The sequence below is a fragment of the Mesorhizobium tianshanense genome, assembly GCF_007830515.1.
Lineage (GTDB): Bacteria > Pseudomonadota > Alphaproteobacteria > Rhizobiales > Rhizobiaceae > Mesorhizobium > Mesorhizobium tianshanense.
This window is the reverse complement of the sequence record NZ_VLKT01000008.1, coordinates 119,114-142,902: the sequence shown is the minus strand read 5'-3', so window position 1 is coordinate 142,902 and position 23,789 is coordinate 119,114. Positions and strand designations below refer to the sequence as shown.

20 protein-coding genes are annotated in these 23,789 nt (G+C 64.0%); 13 read left to right on the top strand and 7 right to left on the bottom strand.

Annotated elements, in window-relative coordinates:
* Window positions 1-3 precede the first annotated feature (3 nt).
* Window positions 4-786 carry a GntR family transcriptional regulator gene (locus IQ26_RS08495; protein WP_145715811.1) on the bottom strand — a complete coding sequence of 261 codons (783 nt, stop codon included), beginning with the start codon at window positions 784-786 and terminating at the stop codon, window positions 4-6.
* Entirely contained in the window at window positions 783-1,664 is an 882-nt protein-coding gene (locus IQ26_RS08490) for a glucosamine kinase nucleotide-binding domain-containing protein (RefSeq protein ID WP_145715809.1), read from the bottom strand. The genes IQ26_RS08495 and IQ26_RS08490 overlap by 4 nt, the downstream gene beginning before the upstream one ends.
* A 199-nt stretch (window positions 1,665-1,863) precedes the next feature.
* Between IQ26_RS08490 and IQ26_RS08485 the strand changes: the two genes are divergently transcribed.
* From IQ26_RS08485 to IQ26_RS08460, 6 genes are all read left to right on the top strand, one after another.
* Window positions 1,864-2,820 (top strand): N-acetylmuramic acid 6-phosphate etherase, encoded by a 957-nt coding sequence (locus tag IQ26_RS08485; protein WP_145715807.1) that lies wholly within the window; start codon window positions 1,864-1,866, stop codon window positions 2,818-2,820.
* Between the two features lie 2 nt (window positions 2,821-2,822).
* Window positions 2,823-4,082 carry an ABC transporter substrate-binding protein gene (locus tag IQ26_RS08480; protein WP_145715806.1) on the top strand — a complete coding sequence of 420 codons (1,260 nt, stop codon included), beginning with the start codon at window positions 2,823-2,825 and terminating at the stop codon, window positions 4,080-4,082.
* Window positions 4,083-4,329: 247 nt separating this feature from the next.
* Window positions 4,330-5,253, top strand: coding sequence for a carbohydrate ABC transporter permease (locus IQ26_RS08475; RefSeq protein WP_145715804.1), 924 nt, complete (start codon window positions 4,330-4,332; stop codon window positions 5,251-5,253).
* A 9-nt stretch (window positions 5,254-5,262) separates the two neighbouring features.
* Entirely contained in the window at window positions 5,263-6,102 is an 840-nt protein-coding gene (locus tag IQ26_RS08470) for a carbohydrate ABC transporter permease (RefSeq protein WP_145715801.1), read from the top strand.
* Window positions 6,099-7,160, top strand: coding sequence for a Gfo/Idh/MocA family protein (locus IQ26_RS08465; RefSeq protein WP_145715800.1), 1,062 nt, complete (start codon window positions 6,099-6,101; stop codon window positions 7,158-7,160). Before IQ26_RS08470 ends, IQ26_RS08465 begins: the two co-directional genes overlap by 4 nt.
* Before the next feature lie 15 nt (window positions 7,161-7,175).
* Window positions 7,176-8,174, top strand: coding sequence for an ABC transporter ATP-binding protein (locus tag IQ26_RS08460; protein WP_145715799.1), 999 nt, complete (start codon window positions 7,176-7,178; stop codon window positions 8,172-8,174).
* 190 nt (window positions 8,175-8,364) lie between these two features.
* On the opposite strand, the gene IQ26_RS08455 is transcribed toward IQ26_RS08460, so the two are convergent.
* The 5 genes from IQ26_RS08455 to IQ26_RS08435 form a co-directional block, all read right to left on the bottom strand.
* Window positions 8,365-9,210 carry a fumarylacetoacetate hydrolase family protein gene (locus IQ26_RS08455; RefSeq protein ID WP_145715798.1) on the bottom strand — a complete coding sequence of 282 codons (846 nt, stop codon included), beginning with the start codon at window positions 9,208-9,210 and terminating at the stop codon, window positions 8,365-8,367.
* Window positions 9,211-9,243: 33 nt separating this feature from the next.
* Complete coding sequence (locus IQ26_RS08450) at window positions 9,244-9,975, bottom strand: SDR family oxidoreductase (RefSeq protein WP_145715796.1); 732 nt, start codon at window positions 9,973-9,975, stop codon at window positions 9,244-9,246.
* Window positions 9,976-10,153: 178 nt separating this feature from the next.
* Window positions 10,154-12,526, bottom strand: a complete 2,373-nt coding sequence (locus IQ26_RS08445) for an aldehyde dehydrogenase family protein (RefSeq protein ID WP_145715794.1) — start codon at window positions 12,524-12,526, stop codon at window positions 10,154-10,156.
* A 16-nt stretch (window positions 12,527-12,542) separates the two neighbouring features.
* Complete coding sequence (gene deoC, locus IQ26_RS08440) at window positions 12,543-13,598, bottom strand: deoxyribose-phosphate aldolase (protein WP_145715792.1); 1,056 nt, start codon at window positions 13,596-13,598, stop codon at window positions 12,543-12,545.
* Between the two features lie 164 nt (window positions 13,599-13,762).
* Entirely contained in the window at window positions 13,763-14,590 is an 828-nt protein-coding gene (locus IQ26_RS08435; RefSeq protein ID WP_145715791.1) for a ferredoxin--NADP reductase, read from the bottom strand.
* Window positions 14,591-14,825: 235 nt separating this feature from the next.
* Between IQ26_RS08435 and IQ26_RS08430 the strand changes: the two genes are divergently transcribed.
* The 7 genes from IQ26_RS08430 (at window position 14,826) to IQ26_RS08400 (ending at window position 23,704) form a co-directional block, all read left to right on the top strand.
* Window positions 14,826-16,910 carry a hydantoinase/oxoprolinase family protein gene (locus IQ26_RS08430; protein ID WP_145715788.1) on the top strand — a complete coding sequence of 695 codons (2,085 nt, stop codon included), beginning with the start codon at window positions 14,826-14,828 and terminating at the stop codon, window positions 16,908-16,910.
* 1 nt (window position 16,911) lies between these two features.
* Window positions 16,912-18,603 carry a hydantoinase B/oxoprolinase family protein gene (locus IQ26_RS08425; protein ID WP_145715786.1) on the top strand — a complete coding sequence of 564 codons (1,692 nt, stop codon included), beginning with the start codon at window positions 16,912-16,914 and terminating at the stop codon, window positions 18,601-18,603.
* 493 nt (window positions 18,604-19,096) lie between these two features.
* A complete protein-coding gene (locus tag IQ26_RS08420) occupies window positions 19,097-19,873 on the top strand; it encodes an ABC transporter substrate-binding protein (RefSeq protein ID WP_145715784.1) in 777 nt (258 codons plus the stop codon).
* A gap of 307 nt (window positions 19,874-20,180) precedes the next feature.
* On the top strand, window positions 20,181-21,305 hold the full coding sequence (locus IQ26_RS08415) for a transporter substrate-binding protein (RefSeq protein ID WP_145715782.1): 1,125 nt from the start codon (window positions 20,181-20,183) through the stop codon (window positions 21,303-21,305).
* Window positions 21,302-21,901 (top strand): ANTAR domain-containing response regulator, encoded by a 600-nt coding sequence (locus tag IQ26_RS08410; RefSeq protein WP_145715779.1) that lies wholly within the window; start codon window positions 21,302-21,304, stop codon window positions 21,899-21,901. Before IQ26_RS08415 ends, IQ26_RS08410 begins: the two co-directional genes overlap by 4 nt.
* Window positions 21,879-22,787 (top strand): ABC transporter permease, encoded by a 909-nt coding sequence (locus tag IQ26_RS08405; RefSeq protein WP_145715777.1) that lies wholly within the window; start codon window positions 21,879-21,881, stop codon window positions 22,785-22,787. Before IQ26_RS08410 ends, IQ26_RS08405 begins: the two co-directional genes overlap by 23 nt.
* Window positions 22,784-23,704, top strand: a complete 921-nt coding sequence (locus IQ26_RS08400) for an ABC transporter permease (protein ID WP_145715775.1) — start codon at window positions 22,784-22,786, stop codon at window positions 23,702-23,704. Before IQ26_RS08405 ends, IQ26_RS08400 begins: the two co-directional genes overlap by 4 nt.
* Window positions 23,705-23,789 lie beyond the last annotated feature (85 nt).

Here is a 23,789-nt window from a genome sequence, read left to right as displayed (position 1 = left end):
CGCTCATGGCCTGCCCTCTTCGCCCGGCCCACTCAGCCGGAGTTCGGCGACGAAATCATAGGCGTCGCCCCTGTAGATGGAGCGGGTGAATTCGATCACCTTGCCGCTCGCCAGATAGGAAATACGCTCGATGTGCAGCCCGGCAATGCCGGGCGGCACTTCGAGCAGGCGCGCGTCGTCGTCGCCGAGATTGGCTGCGGAGATGCGCTGCACCGCCCGCACCGGCCGGAGGCCCGTCGTTTCCAGCGCCGCGTAGAGCGAGGAGCCAATTCCTGCCGGGTCGGGCAGCACGCTTGCCGACAGTGCCGCCCGTTCGATCGCCAGCGGCGTGTCGTTGGCAATGCGCAGGCGCGCCACGCGCGCCACCAGTTCGTTCGACGGCAGGCCGAGCACCATCATCTCGTCGGGCGAGGGCGCATAGAGGCCGCGGTCGAGCCAGGTCGAACGGACAGCCATGCCGCGTCGGGCCATATCCTCGGTGAAGGATGTGAGCCGCGACAACGACTGCTCGACACGCTCCATGCGCGGCGCGACGAAGGTGCCGGAGCCGTGGCGCTGGACGAGGATACCGCCCTTGACCAGATCCTGCACCGCTTTGCGCACGGTGACGCGCGAAATGTCGGCCTTGATGGCGATGTCGCGCTCGGAAGGCAGTGCATCGCCCGGTCCGATCAGGCCGCGATTCACCGCGTCCTCGATGCTTTTCCTGAGCTGCAGATAGAGCGGCGCGCCGCTTTGCGACGATTGTTTCAGCGTGGCGAAGATCTGATCGGCGGCTTCGTTCATCGCGGCACCTCCGCCGCTCCAGCGAAGACACGAACCGCCATCTGCACCGCGCCGCCCAGCGCATCGTCGAGCGGCGGCTTCAGCAGCGCCCGGTAGCGCGCAGAGAGGCGCGACGCATAGAGCGGCGCCAGCCCGCCAAGCAGGCAGAGCGGATCGTCGCCGCCTAGATCGAGCACGCCGAGTGCCGCCTCGACGTCGGCGACCGCCTTGTCGAGGATCCAGTTGGCAACGATGTCGCCCTTGGCGGCATGGTCGAAGACCTTGGGCGCGAAGCCGCCGAAATCGCCGGGCTTGGCATTGGTGGTGAACTCGACCAAATCCTCGGGATTGTTGCGGAAGATGGCGAGCATGGCCTGCGTCAGCGGCGAGCCCTCGCGGATGCCGTCATAGGCGAGCAGTGTCTGTTCGAGCAGGTCGCGGCCGATGCGGGCGCCGCTGCCCTGGTCGCCGACCTGGAACCCCCAGCCGCCGATGGCGCGCGACTTACCTTGTCTGCGCGCCATATAGGCGGTGCCGGTACCGAGGATGGCCATGGCGCCGTCGCCGGAGCCGACCGCGCCTTCCAGCGCGATCTCGGCGTCGGTCTCGACACGGCTCACGCTGAACGGCAGGATTGCTTCGAGCTGCTGCCTATAGGTGCCGACATTGGCGCCGGCAAGGCCGAGTATGGCCGGGGTCTGCGGGATCAGTTCAGGGTTCTGCCCGGCGGCGACAAAGGCCTGCCGCGCCGCATCGACGATGTTGGCCCTGGCGCCGGTGAGATCGGTGCGGATGTTGGCGGCGCCGCTCTTGGCGCGGCCGACGACGGTGCCGTCCGCTGTCGCAAGGGCCGCCCTGCAAGTGGTGCCGCCGCCATCGATGCCAAGCACGAAATTCACACGATTTCTCCTCCGGGCGGATAATACCAATAAAATACCAATAGCCAAGAGTTAATTTCAGTTTCAAAAAGATTAAGGCGCATTTTATTGAAAAACCTGCGCATTTTGCCGACCTGGCGCTTCCGGGGCAACGAATTCGTTAATGCGTGTAGACAAGTGGTATTTTTTTGGTATTGTTTTCTCGATCGGAGGAAAGCGGATGGCCGAAACGCGCACCGAAGCGCTTCACCAGAATGCCGAGGGGCTGGACATCCAGGCTCCGGACGCAATCCTTTCCTTTTTGGCCAATGCGCAGATCGAGGCCGCCCAGGCCGTGCGCGGCGCCATTCCCGCCGTCGCCAAAGCAGCCGTCATCATCGCCAGCCGGCTCAAAAGCGGCGGCAAGCTCGCCTATGCGGCGGCTGGCAGTTCGGGCTTGATGGCGCTGGCCGATGCGCTGGAACTGCCGGGCACCTTCGGCATCCAGCGCGAGCGTATCGCCATCCTGATCGCCGGCGGCGATGAAGCCTTCAGAACACTGGCCGGCGGGCCGGAGGACGACATCGACGAAGCCTCGGCGGCGGTTGCCGCTGCCGGCATCGGCGAGGGCGACTGCCTGATCGCGGTCTCTGCCAGTGGCTCGACACCCTATGCGGTCAGGGCGATCGAGGACGCCAGGCGCCGGGGCGCAGCAACCATCGCCATCGCCAACAACAAGGATGCGCCGCTGCTTCGGCTGGCCGACATCGCCATATTGCTCGAAACGCCGCCGGAGCTGATTGCCGGCTCGACGCGCATGGGCGCCGGCACGGCCCAGAAGATCGCGCTCAACATGCTGTCGACGCTGGCCGCCATCCATCTCGGCCATGTTCATGACGGCTACATGGTCAACCTCATGGCCGACAACATCAAGCTGCGCGACCGCGCGGCCCGCATCGTCGCCGCCATCAGCGGACGCGACAAGCACGATGCGGCCCGCCTGCTCGAGAAGAGCGGCGGTGCTGTCAAGACCGCCATTCTGCTCGCTGCTGGTGCCGCCAATGCCGATGCGGCCGAGAAGATACTGGAAGGGACCGGCCAGAAGCTGCGACCGGCCCTTTCCGCGATCGAGGGGAGCATGGGGCAGAAAGCCTCTGTTCTCAAAACCGAACCTGAAAAAGGTCAACAGGGAGACTGAGCATGACAACGAAACTACTGACGGCACTTCTTCTCGGCACCAGCATTCTCGGCTCCGCCGGAATGGCCTATGCCCAGGATGTAACGCTCAACATCGAAAGCTGGCGCGGCGATGACCTTGCCATCTGGAAGGACAAGCTGATCCCGGCTTTTGAGGCCAAGAATCCGGGCATCAAGGTGGTGTTCGCGCCGTCGGCGCCGACCGAATATGACGCCGCCCTCGGCGCCAAGCTCGCGGCCGGCTCGGCAGGCGACCTGATCACCTGCCGCCCGTTCGACAAATCGCTGGAGCTCTTCAAGAAGGGCAACCTCGCCGACATCTCGACGCTACCCGGCATGGAGAACTTTTCCGACGTCGCCAAGGCCGCCTGGCAGACCGACGACGGCAAGGCGAGCTTCTGCGTGCCGATGGCCTCCGTCATCCACGGCTTCATCTACAACAAGGACGCCTTCGACCAGCTCGGCATCAAGGTGCCGACGACCAATGAGGAGTTTTACGCCGCGCTCGACAAGATCAAGGCCGACGGCACCTACATCCCGATGGCGATGGGCACCAAGGACCTCTGGGAAGCCGCGACCATGGGCTACCAGAACATCGGCCCGAACTACTGGAAGGGCGAGGAAGGCCGCGCAGCCCTGATCAAGGGCGAGCAGAAGCTGACCGATCCCGACTGGGTCGCGCCCTATGCCGAACTGGCCAAGTGGAAGGACTATCTCGGCGACGGCTTCGAGGCGCAGACCTATCCGGACAGCCAGAACCTGTTCACCCTCGGCCGCGCCGCCATCTACCCGGCCGGCTCGTGGGAGATCGGCCTGTTCAACACGCAGGCGCAGTTCAAGATGGGCGCGTTCCCGCCGCCGGTGCAGAAGGCCGGCGACACCTGCTACATCTCCGACCACACCGACATCGGCATGGGCCTGAACGCGGCCTCGAAGAACGCGGATGCGGCCAAGACCTTCCTGTCCTGGGTCGCCTCGCCTGATTTCGCCACCATCTACGCCAACGCGCTGCCGGGCTTCTTCAGCCTGAACTCCACCCCGGTGAAGATGGAAGACCCGCTGGCCCAGGAATTCGTCTCCTGGCGCGACAAGTGCAAGTCGACGATCCGCTCGACCTACCAGATCCTGTCGCGCGGCACGCCGAACCTCGAGAACGAGACGTGGGTTGAATCGGCCAACGTCATCAACGGCACCGATACGCCGGAAGCTGCCGCCAAGAAGCTGCAGGACGGCCTCGACAGCTGGTACAAGCCGGCGAAGTAAGAGCCTCAGACGGAGCGCTGCGATCTCCCCCCTCGCGGGGGAGATGTCGCCGAAGGCGACAGAGGGGGTTGGTGGAGGCAGGCTGCGGCTTGATCGTGGCTGGAAAGCGCGGTCGAAAACCACGATGGCGCTCTGCCTCGGCCGACCCACTCGCCTCGCTTCGCGAGGTAGCCTCCCCTCGAGGGGGAGGGAGGCGCCGCGCCTTTTGGCGGCAATTGCAAAGACCTGATCGGCGGAGACCGAACGCATGGCCGCAGCACCGAAACGACCGTTCCGCTGGCATATCGGCGTCTTCCTGGCGCCGGCGGTGCTGGTCTATACCGCGATCATGATCCTGCCGCTGGCCGGCACGCTGCAGCTCTCGCTGTTTCGCAACATCAACCAGTCCCAGGTCTTCGTCGGACTGGAAAATTTCCGCATGCTGTTCGGCGATCCTAACTGGTCGGTCAATTTCTGGAACGCGCTGCGGAACAATGTCTGGTTCTTCATCATCCACATGCTGGTGCAGAACCCGATCGGCGTCCTTTTGGCCGCACTTTTGTCCAGCCCGAGGCTGAGGTTCTCCGCCTTCTACCGCACGGCGATCTTCGTGCCGACGATCCTGTCCTTCGTCATCGTCGGCTTCGCCTGGAAGCTGATCCTGTCGCCGCTATGGGGCGTGGCGCCGAACCTGATGGATCTTGTTGGCCTCAAAAGCCTGTTCACGCCGTGGCTGGGCAAGGAGCAATATGCGCTGACCACGCTCAGCCTGATCTCGGTGTGGCAGTTCGTCGGCATTCCGATGATGCTGATCTATGCGGCGCTGCTGTCCATCCCCGACGAGGTGATCGAGGCGGCCGAATGTGACGGCATCACCGGCATGTCGCAGTTCTGGAAGATCAAGCTGCCGCTGATCCTGCCGTCGATCGGCATCATCTCGATCCTCACCTTCGTCGGCAATTTCAATGCTTTCGACCTGATCTACACCGCGCAAGGGGCGCTGGCTGGTCCGAACTATTCGACCGACATCCTCGGTACCTTCCTCTACCGTGCCTTCTTCGGTTTCCAGTTGCAGGTCGGCGATCCCAACATGGGCGCGGCGATCGCCACGATGATGTTCCTGATCATCCTTGGCGGCGTCTGCGTCTACCTCTTCCTCGTCCAGACGCGCCTGCGTCGCTACCAGTTCTGAGGGGCTGAGATGAGCACGGCAACCCGTTCACTGCCCCGCACCATCGGCGCCCATGCGATCCTGTTGACCTACACGGCGATCGCGCTGTTTCCGGTAGTCATCGTCATCGTCAACTCGTTCAAGTCGCGCGCCGCCATTTTCGGCGCGCCGCTGACGCCGCCGACACCAAAGACCTTCGATCTGATCGGCTACACCACGGTGATCGGCCAGGGCGATTTCATCCACTATTTCCAGAACAGCCTCGTCGTCACCGTCGCCTCGCTGTTCTTCGTGCTTTTGTTCGGCGCCATGGCCGCTTTCGCGCTGTCGGAATACCGCTTCCGCGGCAATTCGCTGATGGGGCTCTATTTGGCGCTCGGCATCATGATCCCGATCCGCCTTGCCACCGTCGCCATCCTGCAGCTGATGGTGGCGAGCGGGCTGGTCAACACGCTGACGGCGCTGATCCTCGTCTACACGGCACAAGGCCTGCCGCTCGCCGTCTTCATCCTGTCGGAATTCATGAAGCAGGTGTCCGACGATCTGAAGAATGCCGGACGCATCGATGGCCTGTCCGAGTACACGATCTTCTTCCGGCTGGTGCTGCCGCTGGTCAGGCCATCGATGGCGACGGTCGCCGTCTTCACCATGATCCCGATCTGGAACGATCTGTGGTTCCCGCTGATCCTGGCGCCATCGGAAGAGACCAAGACGGTGACGCTCGGCGCGCAGCTCTTCCTCGGCCAGTTCGTCACCAACTGGAACGCCATCCTGGCGGCACTTTCGCTGGCGATCATGCCGGTGCTGATCCTCTACGTCATCTTCTCGCGGCAGCTGATCCGCGGCATCACCTCGGGAGCGGTCAAGTGAGTTCGCAAAAACCTCTTCGCGTCGTCGTCGCCGGGCTTGGCAATATGGGCCGCAGCCATGCGCTGGCCTATCACACCAATCCGGGCTTCGAGATAGTGGCGCTGGTCAACCGTTCGGACGTGCCGTTGCCGGACAGGCTTTCGGGCTATGGCATCAGGCGTTCCTTCGAAGAGGCGTTGCGTGACGAGAGGCCCGATGTCGCCTGCATCGCCACCTATTCCGACAGCCATGCCGACTATGCGGTGAAAGCGTTCGAGTCCGGCTGCGATGTCTTCGTCGAAAAGCCGCTGGCGACGACGGTGGCGGATGCGGAGCGTGTCGTCGCCGCCGCCAAGGCCAACGGCAGAAAATTGGTGATCGGCTACATCCTTCGCCATCACCCGTCCTGGATCAGGCTGATCGCCGAGGCGCGCAAGCTCGGTGGCCCTTACGTGTTCCGCATGAACCTCAACCAGCAATCCTCAGGCCATAGCTGGGAAACGCATAAGCAGTTGATGCAGACGACGTCGCCGATCGTCGATTGCGGCGTGCACTATCTCGACGTGATGCTGCAGATCACCGATGCCAGGCCGGTCGAGGTGCGCGGCATGGGGCTGAGGCTGACCGAGGAGATCGCGCCATTGATGTACAACTACGGGCACCTGCAGGTGCTGTTCGACGACGGTTCGGTCGGCTGGTACGAGGCCGGCTGGGGCCCGATGATCTCGGAGACCGCCTTCTTCGTGAAGGACGTGATCTCGCCCCAGGGCTGCGTCTCGATCGTCATGAAAGAGGGCGTCAGGTCCGACGACATCGACACCCACACCAAGACCTCGACCATCCGCCTGCACAGCGCGGCAACCGGGGTGGACGGCAAGTTCGCCAAAGCGGATGAGGTGCTGTCGATGGAAGGTGAGCCCGGCCATCAGGATCTGTGCGACCTCGAACAGGCGTTCGTGCTGAAGGCAATCCGCGAGGATATTGATCTCACCCGCCACATGGACGACGCGGTGAAGTCGCTGGCCGTCTGCCTTGCCGCAGACGACAGCGTACGCAGCGGCGTCGCCGTCAAACTCTAGAACAGGGACGAAGCCGTGGGTTCGCTGAACATCGAGAATGTGAAGAAGGCCTTCGGGCCGGTCGAGGTGCTGAAGGGCATCAACCTCGAAGTGACCGATGGCGAATTCGTCGTCTTCGTTGGCCCCTCCGGCTGCGGCAAGTCGACCTTGCTCAGGGTCATTGCAGGGTTGGAGGATTCGACCTCGGGCCGCGTGGTGATCGACGGCGCGGATGTCTCTGCAACGCCGCCGGCCAAACGCGGCATCGCCATGGTGTTCCAGACCTACGCGCTCTACCCGCATCTGACGGTGAAGAACAACATGGGCCTTGGCCTCAGGCAGGCGGGCACGCCGGCGGCCGAGATCGACCGCCGCATCGGCATCGCCTCGTCGATGCTGTCGTTGGAACCCTATCTCTCGAGGCGCCCGGCCGAACTCTCCGGCGGCCAGCGCCAGCGTGTCGCCATCGGCCGCGCCGTGGTGCGCGAACCCAAGCTTTTCCTCTTCGACGAGCCGCTGTCGAATCTAGACGCCGCACTGCGTGTCAACACCAGGCTGGAGATCGCGCAGCTGCATCGCCGGCTGAAGGCGACGATGATCTATGTCACCCACGACCAGGTCGAGGCGATGACGCTGGCCGACAAGATCGTCGTGCTAAACGCGGGAAAGATCGAGCAGATCGGCGGCCCGATGGAGCTTTACAATTCGCCGGCTAATGAGTTTGTCGCAGGCTTCATCGGCTCGCCGAAGATGAACTTCGTCGATGGCGGAAGGCTTGGCGAGACGGCCAAGACCATCGGCGTCCGCCCCGAGCACCTGACCGTCGATGCAAAATCCGGCGCCTGGAAGGGCACCGTCGTCCATGCCGAGCATCTCGGCGCCGACACCAACGTTTATCTCGACTGCGAGAAGGCCGGGCTGATCACCGTGCGCATCTTCGGCGTCTACAACGCCGAACCGGGCGCCACGCTCTACGCGACACCGGATCCGGCGAAGACCTATCGGTTCGGGGCGGATGGGAAGGTGCTGAAGTAGGCTGGCGCCGACTCCCCTTCTCCCCCTGTGGGAGAAGGTGGCCGAGCGAAGCTCGGTCGGATAAGGGGTGTTGGAAGGATCGCTGCCTTGAAGATGTGTAAGCGCCTAGAATCCTTCGATGTTTTCACGCCTCATTTCTTCCAGCACTCCTCATCCGTCTCGGCGCTGCGCGCCGGGAGAAGGAAAGCGCTCAGACATCCGCCCTAAACGTCTGCTTCTGCGTACCCATGCCTTCGATACCCAGCTCAACCACGTCTCCCGCCTTCAGGAACACCGGCGGCTTCATGCCCAGCCCAACGCCGGGCGGTGTGCCGGTCGAAATAATGTCGCCCGGATGCAGCGACATGAACTGGCTGAGATAGGAAACGAGGTAGGCGACGCCATAGACCATGGTCTTGGTCGAGCCGTTCTGCATCGTCTTGCCGTTGACCTTCAGCCACATCGGAATGTTCTGCGGGTCCTTCACCTCGTCCTTGGTCACCAGCCAGGGGCCGATCGGCCCGAACGTGTCGCAGGACTTGCCTTTGGTCCATTGGCCCTGGCGCTCGGCCTGGAATGCGCGCTCGGAAACGTCATGCGCGACGCAGTAGCCGGCGACATAATCCAGCGCCTCGGCCTCGGTGACGTATTTCGCGGTCTTGCCGATGACCACGCCAAGCTCGACTTCCCAATCGGTCTTGACCGAGCCGCGCGGAATCAGCACGTCGTCATCAGGCCCGACGATGGCCGAGCTCGCCTTCATGAAGATGATCGGCTCCGGCGGCACGGTGGCGCCGGTCTCGGCGGCATGGTCGGAATAGTTCAGGCCGATGCAGATAAACTTGCCGGTGCCGGCGACGCAGGCGCCGATGCGGGGCTTGCCGGCAACCGCCGGCAGCGACTTCGGATCGAGCTTCGACAGAGCCTGCAATGATTCAGGGTCGAGCGCCTTGCCGGCAATGTCGGTGACATGGGCGGAGAGGTCGCGGATCGTCCCATCCGCATCGAGCAGGCCGGGGCGTTCGCTCCCCGCCTCGCCATAGCGCAGCAGTTTCATAGAATTTTTCTCCCAGTTGCGACCAGAGGCCTCTTAGATCGACCAGCCACCGTCGATATTATAGGCCTGCCCCGACGTATAGGTGGCGCCAGCCAGATAGACGGCGAGATCGGCGATTTCCTCCGGCGTGCCAAGCCGGCCCATGGGCTGGCGAGCGATGAAGGCGGCGCGGGCCGCCTCGTAGTCGCCCTGCGCATGCATGCGGTCCTCCAGCGACGGGCTCTCGACCGTGCCCGGGCAGATAGCGTTGCAGCGTATGCCCTTGCCGACATAGTCGGCGGCGATCGACTTGGTCAGGCCGATGACGGCCGCCTTGGTCAGCCCATAGACGAAGCGGTTCGGCACGCCCTTGGTCGAGCCGGCCAGCGACGACATGTTGATGATCGAGCCGTCGCCGCGCTCCAGCATGCCGGGCAGCACGGCGCGGATAGTGCGGATCATCGAGCGGACATTGAGATCGTAGGCGAAGTCGAGATCGCCGTCCTTCATCTCGAGGATCGAGCCCGAATGGACGAAGCCGGCGCAGTTGAACAGCACGTCGACGGGACCGATCTCGGCGAAGGCCGACGTTACGGCCTCGTCGTTCAGCACGTCGAGCTTGCGCGTCTTGATCCCAGACGTTTTGCCGAGTTCGGCGAGCATTACCTCGTTGATATCAGTGGCATTGACGATGGCGCCCGCCTTGGCGAAAGCCAGCGCGCTTGCCCGGCCTATGCCTTGCGCCGCCGCCGTGACGACAACGACCTTGCCTGCCAGATCCGCCATTCTTTCCTCCTCTGTGGCCGCCCGGTTTTACCGGCACGCGACCAAGGCGCAATGTGCCAGACAGGCACTCTTGTGCCGCCTGCGTCGCCGTTCGCTTTGGGGCAAATGTTTTTTCTCGGTAAAGAGCATCTTTCCTGCCGTCAAGCCCGGACGTCCTCTGCGGGCGCCCGACTGAAGCTCAGTCGCCGTAAGGCACCCAGACATTCTTGACCTCCACGGCACGGCGCAGGAAGGCATCGCCGGCGGCATCGGCCGACGCCCAGTCGAGGCTGCGGCCATTGCCGGTCCAGATGCGCTTGAGGTTGCCGATCGACTCGGCCTCGGCCTTGGCGCAGGTCTCGGCATCGGCGAACACCCAGAGCCCGTCGACATCGTCATGCTTGGCCAAGACGCCGGTCAGTTCGGCGGTGCGGCCGGTGACGATATTGATGGCGCCGGCCGGAACGTCGGAATATTCGATGACCTGGTAGAGGTCGGTAGCAAGCAGCGGATATTTTTCGGAAGGCACCGCGACCACTGTGTTGCCCATGGCGAGCGCCGGCGCCACCAGCGAGATCAGGCCGAGCAAGGGGGCATTGTCGGATGCGACGATGCCGACGACGCCGACCGGCTCGTGCAGCGCCAGCGTAACGGCGCGGGCCGGCGGCTGGTGGACGCGGCCTTCGAACTTGTCGGCCAGCCCGGCATAGAGGAACAGCCGCTCGATCGACAACTCGACCTCCTCGCGCGCGGCCTTGGTGGTGGCGCCGGTAAGCTGGGTGAGTCGCGCGGCGAACTCGTCAGCACGGCCGGAGAGGTTCTCGGCCAGATAGTAAAGCACCTGGCTGCGGTTGTAGGCGGTCGCCGTCGGCCAGCCCCTGCAGCCACGGGCAGCGGCAACGGCGTCGCGGATATCCTTGCGGTTGCCGAGACCGACCTCGCCAGCGAGCTTGCCCTTGGCGGTGGCGACGGCAATCGAATAATTGCCGTCCGGCCGCACCTGTTTGCCGCCGATGAACAGCTTTGCCGTGCGGTCGATGCCGTCGCCTTCCGATCGCTCGACAGGCTGGGCGGAAGCCGTTGCCGGCTTGATGGCGGGGCCAAGCGACAGTTTCACTGACAAATATTCGAACATGCCCTCGCATCCGCCTTCGCGGCCGAAGCCGCTTTCGCGGTAGCCGCCGAAGCCGCAGGCGGCATCGAACATGTTGGTGCCGTTGACCCAGACGACGCCGGCCTTCAACTGCGGTGCGACATGCAAAGCGAGGTTGACGTTCTCGCTCCACACCGAGGCGGCCAAGCCGTAGCGCGTGTTGTTGGCGAGCTCGATCGCCTCCTCGGTGTTGCGGAAGGTCATGGTCGCCAGCACCGGCCCGAACACCTCCTCCTGCGCCAGGATGTTAGCCGGCGAAACGCCTGTGGCAAGCGTCGGCAGATGGTAATAGCCGGAAGACGGCAGCGCCACGTCCGGCTGCCAGCAGACGGCGCCCTGCTTGGCGCCTTCGGCGACCAAACCCTTGACGCGATCGAGCTGGGTCGAATCGACCAGCGGTCCGATATCGGTGTTCTTGTCGAGCGGGCTGCCGACGCGCAGCCGGCTCATCCTCACCTTGACCTTGGCGATGAAGGCTTCGGCGATGCCTTCCTGGACCAGCAGGCGCGAGCCGGCACAGCAGACCTGGCCCTGATTGAACCAGATACCATCGACCAGTCCTTCGACGGCGCTGTCGAGATCGGCGTCCTCGAAGACGACGAAGGCCGACTTGCCGCCAAGCTCCAGCGACAGTTTCTTGCCCGAGCCGGCGGTGGCCTTGCGGATGATCTTGCCGACCTCGGACGACCCGGTGAAGGCAATCTTCTGAATGCCGGGATGATTGACGATGGCCGCGCCCGCTTCCGGGCCGCCATGGACGATGTTGACGACGCCCTTCGGTACGCCTGCCCGTTCGCAGATCTCGGCGAACAGTATGGCGGTCAGCGGGGTGAACTCGGCCGGCTTCAACACCACCGTGCAGCCGGCGGCGAGTGCCGGCGCGATTTTCCAGGCCAGCATCAGCAGCGGGAAGTTCCACGGGATGATCTGGCCGACGACGCCGACACCCTTGTGATCAGGGAAATCCCTGTCCAGCGCCTGCGCCCAGCCGGCATGGTGAATGAAATGGCGGATGGCCAGCGGCACGTCGATGTCGCGGCTTTCGCGGATCGGCTTGCCGTTGTCGATCGATTCCAGCACCGCGAACAGGCGCTGATGACGCTGCATGGCGCGGCCGATGGCGTACAGCACTTTGGCTCGGCTGTAGCCGGAACTGGCGCTCCATTTCGGCAGCGCCTTGGCGGCCGCCGAAACCGCCGCGTCGATATCGGCGGCACCGGCGTCCGAGACCTTGGCCAGCAATTTGCCGGATGAAGGATCGCTGGTGTCGAAGGTCTTGCCGCCGCCGGCTGCCTTCCACTCGCCGCCGATGAACAGGGCTTTCGAGAAGTCGCGCGCGGCCAGCCACGCATCGGCCTCGTTGCGCGCTTCCGGCGCCGGGCCGTATTCCATGGCGTGATAGCGTTCGAGAATGTTCATGGCGCGCTCCCGAAAATCACGCCATCGCGTGGCGGTGATTGGCCGAATAATGGCCAGTCAGATGGTGTTCGAGCTGGCGCTCGATGTCAGTCAAAAGACTCGACGCACCGAAGCGGAACAGCTCCGGCTCCAGCCATGGCCGTCCGAGCTCCTCCTTCATCAGCACCAGCCAGTCGAGCGAGGCCTTGGCCGTGGAAATGCCGCCGGCCGGCTTGAAGCCGATGAGGTAGCCGGTCTCCTCGAAATAGGCGCGGATGGCGCGCACCATGGCGAGGCCGACGGGCAGCGTCGCGTTGACGCTTTCCTTGCCGGTCGAGGTCTTGATGAAATCGGCGCCCGCCATCATCGCCACCATCGACGCCAGCATGACGTTGCGCAGCGTGGCGAGATCGCCGGTGCCGAGGATGACCTTCAGATGCGCCTCGCCGCAGGCGGCGCGCATCGAGACGATCTCGTTATAGAGCTCCTGCCATTTCGCGGCGAAAACCAGCCCGCGCGGAATGACGACGTCGATCTCGTCGGCGCCGTCACTCACCGATGCTTCGATCTCCTGCAGACGCGTCGAAAGCGGGGTGAGGCCGTGCGGGAAAGCGGTGGATACGGCTGCAACGTGGATTCCGGTGCCCCGCAGCGCATCGACGGCGGTGGCTACGAAGGGGTGATAAACGCAGACCGCTGCCGGGCGGATCTTTTCGCCTGAAATGCCAAGACCTTCGACGATGTCGCGGCGGAACGGATTGATCGCCTTGGCGCAGAGCCGGCGCACGCGCTCGTCGGTATCGTTCGAGTTCAGCGTCGTCAGGTCCATGCAGGTGACGGCGCGCAGCAGCCAGGCGGCCTGGTTGTCGGCCTTGATCGAGCGCCGCTTGGTCAGGCTGGCGACGCGGCGTTCCAGCGCCGAACGGTTGACGCTGCGCACGGATTCCATGAAGCCGAGATCGAGCCTCATGCCGGGATTGCGGGCAATGCCGTGCGCTTGCGGCGCCGGGGTGTTGGCGGCGGTGCGCGCCGGCAGCGGCGTGACCTTGGAAGGCCCGGCACCGAGATCGGCTTCGCGGATCGTGCTGCTCATCTCCTGCCCTTTCGTTCAACGACTTGCGTTGAAGATAGCCCGTGAAGCAGCGCTTCACGAGTCCTTCAGACGGTCATAGCGGAAAAAGCCGGCGAAAACAGCTGATTTTGACCGCATGGTCAAAATCAGAGTCTGAGTGCAGCAAACGCTGGACTGCTGGCGTCTCAGCCGACGAAGGCGCGCTCGACGACGAAGCTTGCCGGATGAGACAGCGAGCCTTCCTGGAAGCCGAGGCTTTCGGCAAGTTCCTTGACGTCCTTGAGCATATGCATCGAGCCGCAGATCATGATGCGGTCGGTTTCCGGATTGAGCTTTTCGATGCCGAGGTCGGCATAGAATTTTCCAGAGCCGATCAGCGCGGTGATGCGGCCCATGCGCTCGGACGTCTCGCGCGTCGTCGAATTGTAGAGGGTGACGCGACCGCCGGTCAGCTCACCGATCAGCGGGTCGTTCTCCAGCGCTGCCACCAATTCTTGGCCGTAGGTGAGTTCGGCCTTGTCGCGGCAGGTGTGGGTCAGGATCACCTGCTCGAACTTCTCATAGGTGTCGGGATCGCGCAGCAGACTGGCGAAGGGTGCGATGCCGGTGCCGGTCGAGATCATGAACAGGCGCTTCGCCGGGGTCAGCGCGTCGAGTACCAGCGTGCCGGTCGACTTCTGCCGCATGATGATGGTGTCGCCGACCTGGATCTTCTGCAGTTCCGAGGTCAGCGGGCCGTCCGGCACCTTGATCGAGAAGAATTCCAGTTCGTCGTCCCAGGACGGGCTGGCGATCGAATAGGCGCGGAATACCGGCTTCTCGGCATTGGGCAGGCCGATCATGACGAACTCGCCGGAGCGGAAGCGCAGCGACTGCGGCCGGGTGATGCGGAACGAAAACAGCCGGTCGGTATAGTGCTTCACCGAGACGACGGTTTCGGCATAGACATTGGCCGGTATGGGGAATTGCAACGGCCGGGCGCCGGCGGTGTTGAGCGCGGATGTGGTGTTCATCAAACCTAACCTTCTGGCCCAACCCCGAGGTGCTGACGCCAAACCCTCTCCTGCGCGCCCGAACCAATCAGGTTCCAGCGTGCCGCTTGCATAGTCCGAGACGCTAAGCTCTTGTGTCCGGAATTTATTAGTATACAAATGATATTTGCGTCAAGATACCTGCGTCAAGATGCCCTTGTAAAACGCCTTTCCAAACTGGGACACATCCGTAGTCCGGGAATTTCGAGTTTCGACAATGAAAGAGAAATTATCGGCGCAGACGCTGGATTCCCTGGGCAGCGTCGTCGCCGGCATCGATGTCGGCGGAACCTTTACCGACCTGCTTCTGATTGACGGCCGTGATGGTGGCCGGGTGCATATCGCCAAGACCCCGACCACGGTCGACAACCAGGCCTTCGGCGTCGTCTCGGCGCTCAGTGCCACCGGCTTTCCCATCCACGGCATCGACCTCATCGTCCACGGCACGACCACCACCACCAACGCCGTGCTGGAACGCCGGCTGGCGAAAACCGGCATGATCACCACGCGCGGCTTTCGCGACGTGATCGAGCTCGGCCGGCGGACACGGCCGCAGCCCTATGGCATGACGGGCACCTTCGTCCCGATCATTCCGCGCAACTTGCGGCTCGAAGTGTCGGAGCGCGTCGAAGCCTCGGGTGCGGTGCGCATCCCGCTCGACGAGGCGGAGATGCGGGCGGCGATTTCGCAATTGATCGAGGCCGGTTGCGAATCCCTCGTCATCCATTTCCTGCATTCCTACGCCAATCCGGCGCATGAGCGGCGCGCCGCCGAGATCGCCGCTGAACTTTGGCCGAACGGCTACATTACGTCGGGCCATGCGCTGCTGTCGGAGGCGCGCGAATTCGAACGCGGGGTCACCGCTTCGGTCAACGCGTCGGTGCAGCCAATCCTCGAGCGCTACGTCGAACGGCTGCGCAGGGAATTGGGATCTCAGGGCTATGCCCGCGACTTCCTGATCATGAACGGCAATGGCGGGATGATCTCGGCCCGCTTTGTCACACGTGAATCGGCCAAGACCGTGATGTCCGGCCCGGCCTCCGGCGTCATTGCGGCAGCCTATACCGGCAAACGCGCCGGCTTCGAAAACCTGGTCACCTACGACATGGGCGGTACCTCGACCGACGTGGCGCTGATCCGCAATGCCGAGCCGGCGGTGTCGAACGAGATCGAGATCGAATATGCCATGCCGATCCATGTGCCGATGGTGGCGGTGCACACGGTCGGCGCCGGCGGCGGCTCGATCGCCCGCGTCGATGCCGCAGGCCTGATCCAGATCGGCCCGGAAAGCGCCGGCGCCAATCCGGGCCCAATCTGTTACGGGCGCGGCGGCAGCGAGCCGACCATCACCGACGCCAATCTGGTGCTCGGCCGACTGGCGCCGAAGAAGCTGCTCGCAGTCGAGAACCCGGTCACCATCGAGCATGTCGCCGGCATATTCGAAGACAGGATTGGCCGCCCCACCGGCCTGTCCGGCGTCGAGGCGGCGGGAGCGGTGCTGCGGCTGGGCAACATGAAGATGGCCGGCGCCATCCGCATGGTTTCGGTGTCGCGCGGCCACGACCCGCGCGATTTCGCGCTGTTCGCCTTCGGCGGCGCCGGGCCGCTCCATGCGACCGCTCTGGCGCGCGAGCTCGGCCTGCCGAAGGTGCTGGTGCCGGCGCGGCCGGGCATCACCAACGCGCTCGGCTGTGTCGTCGCCGATCTGCGCCATGATTTCGTCAACACGGTTAACCAGCCGGTGGCCAGTCTAGACGAAACCCAGCTTCACGCGATATTGGAACGGCACCGAAACGAAGGCGAGGAACTGATCGGCAAGGAAGCGGTAAAGCCGGAGACGATCCGCGTCACGCATTCAGCCGACATGCAGTTCGTCGGCCAGACGCACATCATCAACGTGCCGCTGCCGTCGTCATCGGTGACACGCGAGGTACTGCAACAGCTTTTCGAGAAGGCGTATTTCGCCCGCTTCAAGGTCGAGCTGCCGGAGATCCGCGCCAATCTGGTCAACCTCAACACCTCGGTGACCGGTGTCAGGCCGGCGATCGATCTGTCGCAGCTGATCGACCCGGCGGGGCGCGCCACAACGCTCGATGAGGCGCGGCGCGAGGTCCGGCCGGTCTGGTATGGCGGGCGCTGGCACGACACGCCGGTCTATAGCAGGGAAAAGCTGCCGCTCGACGCCGTCATTGAAGGCCCGGCGATCCTCGAGCAGATGGACGCCACCACCGTGCTCGAACCCGGCGACCGGGCGCGTTCGGATGCCGACGGCAACATCATCATCGACATCGGTGAGGCCTGAGATGGCAAAGCTCGACACCATTACGCTTTCGGTCCTTCAGGCAGCGCTGCAGCAGGTCTGCGACGAGATGGACCTGACCTTCTCGCGCGCGGCTTTCTCGCCTGTTATCGCCGAGGCCAATGACCGCTCCGACGGCATCTATTCGGCGGTCGATGGTTCGCTGATCGCGCAAGGCAGCCAGGGCCTGCCGGTGTTCGTCGGCGTCATGCAATATTCGACGCGGACGGTGATCGAGATGATCGCCGATGGCCGCTGCCTGCCGCCCGAGCCGGGCGATATCTACATCGTCAACGACCCCTATCTCGGCGGCACCCATCTGATGGACGTGCGCTTCGCCATGCCGGTCTATCGGAGCGGAAAGATATTCTGCTGGCTGTCGAACACCGGCCACTGGCCCGACATTGGCGGCTCGGTGCCTGGCGGCTTTTCCGCCTCGGCAACGGCGGTCGAGCAGGAAGGCTTGCGCCTGCCGCCGGTGAAACTGTTCAAGAAGGGCGTGCTCGATCCCGAGATCTACGCCATCATCTGCTCCAATATCCGTGTCGCCGACCAGCGCATCGGTGACATCCGCGCGCAGGCGGCGGCATTGCTGATCGGCCAGGATCGGCTCAACGGAATCCTGGACCGTTACGGAGACGAAACGGTGGTCGAGGCGATCGCCGAATTGCGCCGCCGCGCCGCCGAACAGATGCGGGCCAACATATCAGCCATTCCCGACGGCATCTATCGCTCGCAGGCTTTCGTCGATTCCGACGGGGTGGTGAACGAGCCGCTGACCATCGCGCTTGCGGTCGAGAAACGGGGCGACACGCTCAGCTTCGATTTCGCCGGCTCGTCGAAGCCTTGTGCGGGGCCGATGAACAGCGTGCTGGCGACGACGTTGTCCTCGGTCTACTTGGCCATGCGCCACATTTTCCCGGACGTGCCGATCAGCGCTGGCGCGTTCGAGCCGCTGAATGTCAAGCGGCCGGAAGGCACCTTCCTCGACGCCAAATATCCGAGCCCGGTATCGGGCTGCGCGGCCGAGGTTTCGCAGCGCATCGCCGAGGCTGTGTTCGCGGCGATGGTGCAGGCCCTGCCTGACAAGGTGACGGCGGCCCCGGCCGGCTCCAGCGGCAATTTCGCGCTCGGCGGCAACGACCCGGAGCGTGGCCGCGACTATGTCATGTACCAGATCTCCGGCGGCGGCTATGGCGGCAATACCGATCATGATGGCCTCACCAATGGCTGCTCGACCATAGGCATTTCCAAGTCGCCGCCGGTCGAGATCATGGAACAGGCCTTCCCGGTGCTCTACCGCCACTATGCCCTGCGCGAAGGCTCGGGCGGCGCCGGCAAGCATCGCGGCGGCTTCGGCCTCGCCTATGAGGTCGAAATCCTGCGCGGCGACGCCCGCGCCTCCTTCGTCATGGATCATGGCCGTTTCGGCCCACAGGGCGCGTTGGGCGGCAAGGACGGCGCGGTCAATACGGTAACCGTGTTCCGCGACGGCGAGGCCCATGTGCCGCCGCATCTTTCCAAGGAACAGGACATCGCACTGAAGGCCGGCGATCGCGTGCGCGTCGGCACGCCGGGTGGCGGCGGCTATGGCGATCCGAAGGAACGCGACCGGGAATTGGTCGCTCAAGATGTCAGGCTTGGATATTATACGGCCGAGCAAGCCAAGGACATGTTCGGTGCCCCCATTAAGTAAACGAGACAAATTCAAATGCCGTGTCTGTGGCCTCGATCAGTCTCCCGATATGCCGTGGGGCGAGGACGGCCGAGAACCCAGTCACGACATATGTTTCTGCTGCGGAGTAGAGTTCGGTTACGAAGACGACGGCCTCGAAAACTGTTTGTCAATTCGCCGGAATTGGGTGGAAGTTCGGCGATGCGAGTGGTTTGCGCCGAAGGACCGGCCGCTCGACTGGGACATGCCGGCCCAGATTAGGGGCATTCCGTTACCCTATCGAGGGCCACAGGATGAGCTGCTGATCCAAGCGTTTCTAGAAGCTGGAGAGCCGCCTCAACAAGGTTTGGCGGCCTTGAGTGCGGTGGAGAAGCCGGATCAGTAATGCGTCTCACCGGCATGGCGGCACAGGGGCCTTCGCCGATGCGCCGTGATCGCCGCAGGGCATGTCGTTTCCGTCTCCGCCGGGGGCAAAAAAGCCCGTAGACTTCCCGGATCAACGGAGATTTGGATCATGCGCCTTTTCGGTCGTTTCGTGCTTGCCGCGTCCGTCGCCCTGGCTGTCGCAACCGGCGCTACCTCTGCCCAGAACAAGAAACTCAAGCTTGGCACCGAAGGCGCCTATCCACCCTTCAACTATGCCAATGCCGACGGCACGCTGGGCGGGTTCGACATCGATCTAGGCAGAGCGCTGTGCGCCGAGATGAAGACCGAATGCGAGTTCGTCGTGCAGGATTTCGACGGCTCGATCCCGGCACTGCAGGCCGGTAAGTTCGACGCCATCATCAACATCACCATCACGCCGGAACGGGCCGAGAAGGTCGACTTCACGCACAAATACTACCAGACGCCGCCGGCCATCGCGGTGCCGAAGGATTCGACTGTCGCCGGCACTTCGCCCGAGGACCTGAAAGGCAAGGCGCTTGGCGTACAAAGCGCCACGATCCATCAGAATTTCGCCGAGCAGAAATATAGCGGCTCGACCATCAAGCCCTATCCGACCGGCGACGACGCCCGCACCGACATGGTCAACGGTCGCCTCGACGCAGTGATGGACGGCTCCATCCTGCTGACCGAATGGCTGAAGAAGCCCGAGGGCGCTTGCTGCAAATTGCTCGGCACCCTGGCTCCCGACCCGGCCATCCATGGCCCTGGCGTCGGCATCGCCCTGCAGAAGGGCAACAAGGAACTGGCCGACAAGCTCGATGCTGCGATCGACGCGCTGCGCGCCAACGGCAAATACAAGGAAATCAACGACAAGTATTTTGCCTTCGACGTCTACGGCAGCTAGTCGACTAGAAGCCTGCCCTCGAGCTTGACCGACGCCACTCAGCCGAAGCGCCGCGTGGGATGCCTGCGGAGTGAATCGCGCAGGCCGGGAAGGCCTTTCCGGATAGGACGAATTCTCTGCGAGACCCCTCGCGCAACCAGACGCAAGCAGTCACTTTCCCGGCCCTCACTTTTCCCGCTTGACTGACCCGCCGTACCGAATACGCTATTGGGGAAATACCGGCTCTGACCGCCGGGCGGCAAAAATGCCTCGTATGCCTCGCCTTCCGCGGCGGCGGCTGCGGGGCATTGTTATTTTGGGGATTTGCTTGGGACGGCGTATCGAAATCGGCATCCTTTACTCGCGGTCGGGCAACTACCGCCTGCTGTCCGAATCCTGCCGTTCGGGTGCGATGACGGCCATCGCCGATGTCAACACCGATCCCGCCATCCCGATCGAATTCGTTCCGGTGGAGCGCGACCCGCAAGGCAACATCGACGGCTATGCGACTGGCTGCGCCGACATTCTCGCCAACAGCGGCGCGCGCCACATCATTGGCTGCATCACGTCGTGGAGCCGCAAGGAGGTCATTCCGATCCTCGAGCGCGCCGGCGGCACGCTCTGGTACGCCTGCCCCTATGAGGGCTTCGAAGCGAACGAGCATATCGTCTACATGCACGCTTGCCCAAACCAGCATCTCGTCCCGCTGCTGGCCTATGTCGTGCCGCGCTTCGGCGCCAACGGCTTCCTGCTCGGCTCGAACTACATCTGGGGCTGGGAGACCAACCGTGTCGCCCGCGATCTGATCGCCGACGCCGGCGGTAAGGTTTTGGGCGAACGCTATCTGCCGCTCGGCGAGGTCGATGTCTCCAGGCTGATCGCCGAGATCCAGGCCACCCGACCGGATTTCATCCTGAACAACCTGATCGGCTCCTCGTCCTATGCCTTCATCGAGGCCTATGCCGAACTCGCTGGGCGCGACCCGCATTTCAGGCCGGAGCGCTGCCCGATCCTGTCCTGCAATCTCACCGAATGCGAGTTGCCGGCGCTTAATGATGCGGGCAATGGCCACCTTTCCGTCGGGCCGTACTTTCACGATATCTCGGCGGATCGCCCGGGCGGTTCGGCGCCCTCCGTCATGCCTGCCTCGTCCTTCGAGGCGGCGGCCTATGCCTCGGTGCGGACGCTTGCCGATGTCCTCGCCCGCAATCCCGGCGCACAATGGACGGACCTTCCCCAGGCATTTGCCGGAACCTCGTTTCGAACGCCGATCGGCGACATCTCCATCGACCCGCAAACCCAGCACGCCACCTTGCCGGTTGAGATCGGGCGCATCGACGGGACCGCGTTCAAGACCGTCACGCTGACCAAGGGTGTCGCGCCGGATCCCTATCTGTCCCGCTATGACCGGACCGAGACGTTCGGTCGCTCACGGCTCAGGGTGGTGTCGTGAGCAAGGTCCCGCGCATCCCGAATCTCGGCGGCGCCAGGGCCTTTGTCCTGCATCGTCCGCATCCGACGGTGCAGGCGATCACGCGGCAATTGTCGGCCATCGGCCTCGAGACGGTCGCCTGCTGGCCGGAGCTGCCGGCCGAGGCGCTGGCGGCGGATTTCGTCTTCTTCGATGCCGATCTCGGCTTCGACGAACAATTCCCCTGGACGCCGGGCGAGGCGCCGATGCCGCTGGTCGCGCTGATCGGTTCCGAAGCGCCAGGCCGCATCGAATGGGCGCTGTCGCACAAGGCCGACGCCCAGTTGCTGAAGCCGGTCGGCAATGCCGGCGTCTACAGCGCCCTGTTGATCGCGCGGCAAAGTTTCGAGGCGCGCAAGCTTCTGGCAAGCGAGATATCGTCGCTTCGCCTGCGCGTCGCGGAGCGCCAGACCATCGTGCGCGCGGTGGAGGCCTTGTCGAAAGGCGCCGGGGACGGCCGCGCCTATGCGCAGCTCCGGTCGCTGGCGATGAGCTGGCAGATCAGCGTCGAGGAGGCCGCGCGCCGGATCGTGGCGATGACGGAAGAAGGCGGCGATGACCAATCCCATCGCGCCTGACCTTCTGGCAACGGGGCGCATGCCGATCAAGCCACGCACCGGTGTCTGGCGGCGGCTGGTAAAACGCCCTCTGGCGCTGCTCGGCCTGGTCATCATCGCCATCGTCGTGGCCGGCGCGATCTTGGCGCCGTGGCTGACGGGCTACGATCCGAACGAGCAGATGTTCGACGGGCTGACGCTTGAAGGCGCGCCCTTGCCGCCGAATGCCAGCTTCTGGCTGGGCACCGACCTGCTCGGCCGCGATCTGCTGACCCGCATCCTTTTCGGCGCGCGCACCTCGCTGATCATTGGCATCGTCGCCAACGGCGTGGCGCTTTTGATCGGCACGCTGGTCGGCGTCACCGCCGGCTATTTCCGCGGCTGGATCGGCGGTACGCTGATGCGTTTCACCGATCTGATGATGGCCTTTCCGGCGCTGCTGCTCGCCATCTGCCTGGCGGCGGTGCTCCAGCCGAGCCTGTGGATCGTCGCCATGGTGATCGCACTGGTCAACTGGGTGCAGACCGCACGGGTCATCTACACCGAGACCAGCTCACTCGCCGAGCGCGAGTTCATCGACGCCGAGCGTACCATCGGGGCAAGCGCGCCACGCATCCTGTCTCGCCATATCCTGCCGCATCTGCTGCCGACGATCATCGTCTGGGGCACGCTCGGCATCTCGACCACCGTGCTGCTCGAAGCAACGCTCAGCTATCTCGGCATCGGCGTGCAGCCGCCGACCGCCTCCTGGGGCAACATTATTTTCGAGAACCAGACCTATTTCCAGGCGGCGCCCTGGCTGGTCTTCTTTCCGGGTGCGGCGATCTTGGCGCTGGCGCTGGCCTTCAATCTCATCGGCGATGCGCTGCGCGACATCCTCGATCCGACGCAAAGGGGCCGGGCATGATCGCCTATCTCGGCCGCCGGGTCATCCAGTCCGTGCTCATCCTGCTCGGCGTCTCGCTGATCACCTTTGCGCTGCTCTACTTGCTGCCGGCCGACCCCGTCCGCCAGATCGCTGGCCGCAGCGCCACGCCCGAGACGGTCGAGAACATCCGCCGGCAGCTCGGCCTCGATCAGCCCTTCGCCATCCAGTACTGGCACTATCTGACCAGCCTGCTCAGCGGCGATCTCGGACGCTCCTACATCCAGCGTTCCGAAGTCACGGAGCTCATCGTCTCGCGGCTGCCGGCAAGCCTGCTTTTGATGGTCGGCGCCATCCTTTGCGAATTGACGATCGGCCTGACGATGGGCCTGCTTGCCGCCGTCAGGCGCGGCACCGCCACCGACCAGACGCTGATGGTCGCATCCTTCGTCGGCGTCTCGGCGCCGCAATTCGTCGTCGGCCTGCTGCTCCTCTATGTATTCGCCGTGCGGCTCGGCTGGTTTCCGATCGGCGGCTACGGCACCTGGCGCCATTTGGTGCTGCCCTCGCTGACCATGGGGATACTCGGCGCCGGCTGGTACGCGCGCATGATGCGCTCGTCGATGATCGACGTGCTGCGCCAGGACTATATGCGGACCGCCCGCGCCAAGGGCCTTGCGCGCGGCGCCATCATCTTCCGCCACGCACTGCCCAACGCCATCCTGCCGGTCGTCGCCATGATCGGCATCGACATCGGCATCTTCATGGGCGGCATCGTGGTGGTCGAAAGCGTGTTCGGCTGGCCCGGCATCGGCCAGCTTGCCTGGCAGGCAATCCAGCGCGTCGACATTCCGATCATCATGGGCGTCACCCTGGTTTCGGCCTTCGCCATCGTACTCGGCAATCTCCTGGCCGACACCGTCGCACCGTTCATCGACCCGCGCATCAAGCTCAGATGAAAACCAAAAAAGACCGGCAACAACCAGAGAAAGGGAACATGAGATGAAGAAATTCTTGACCTCCACCGTGGCCGTGTCGGCGCTT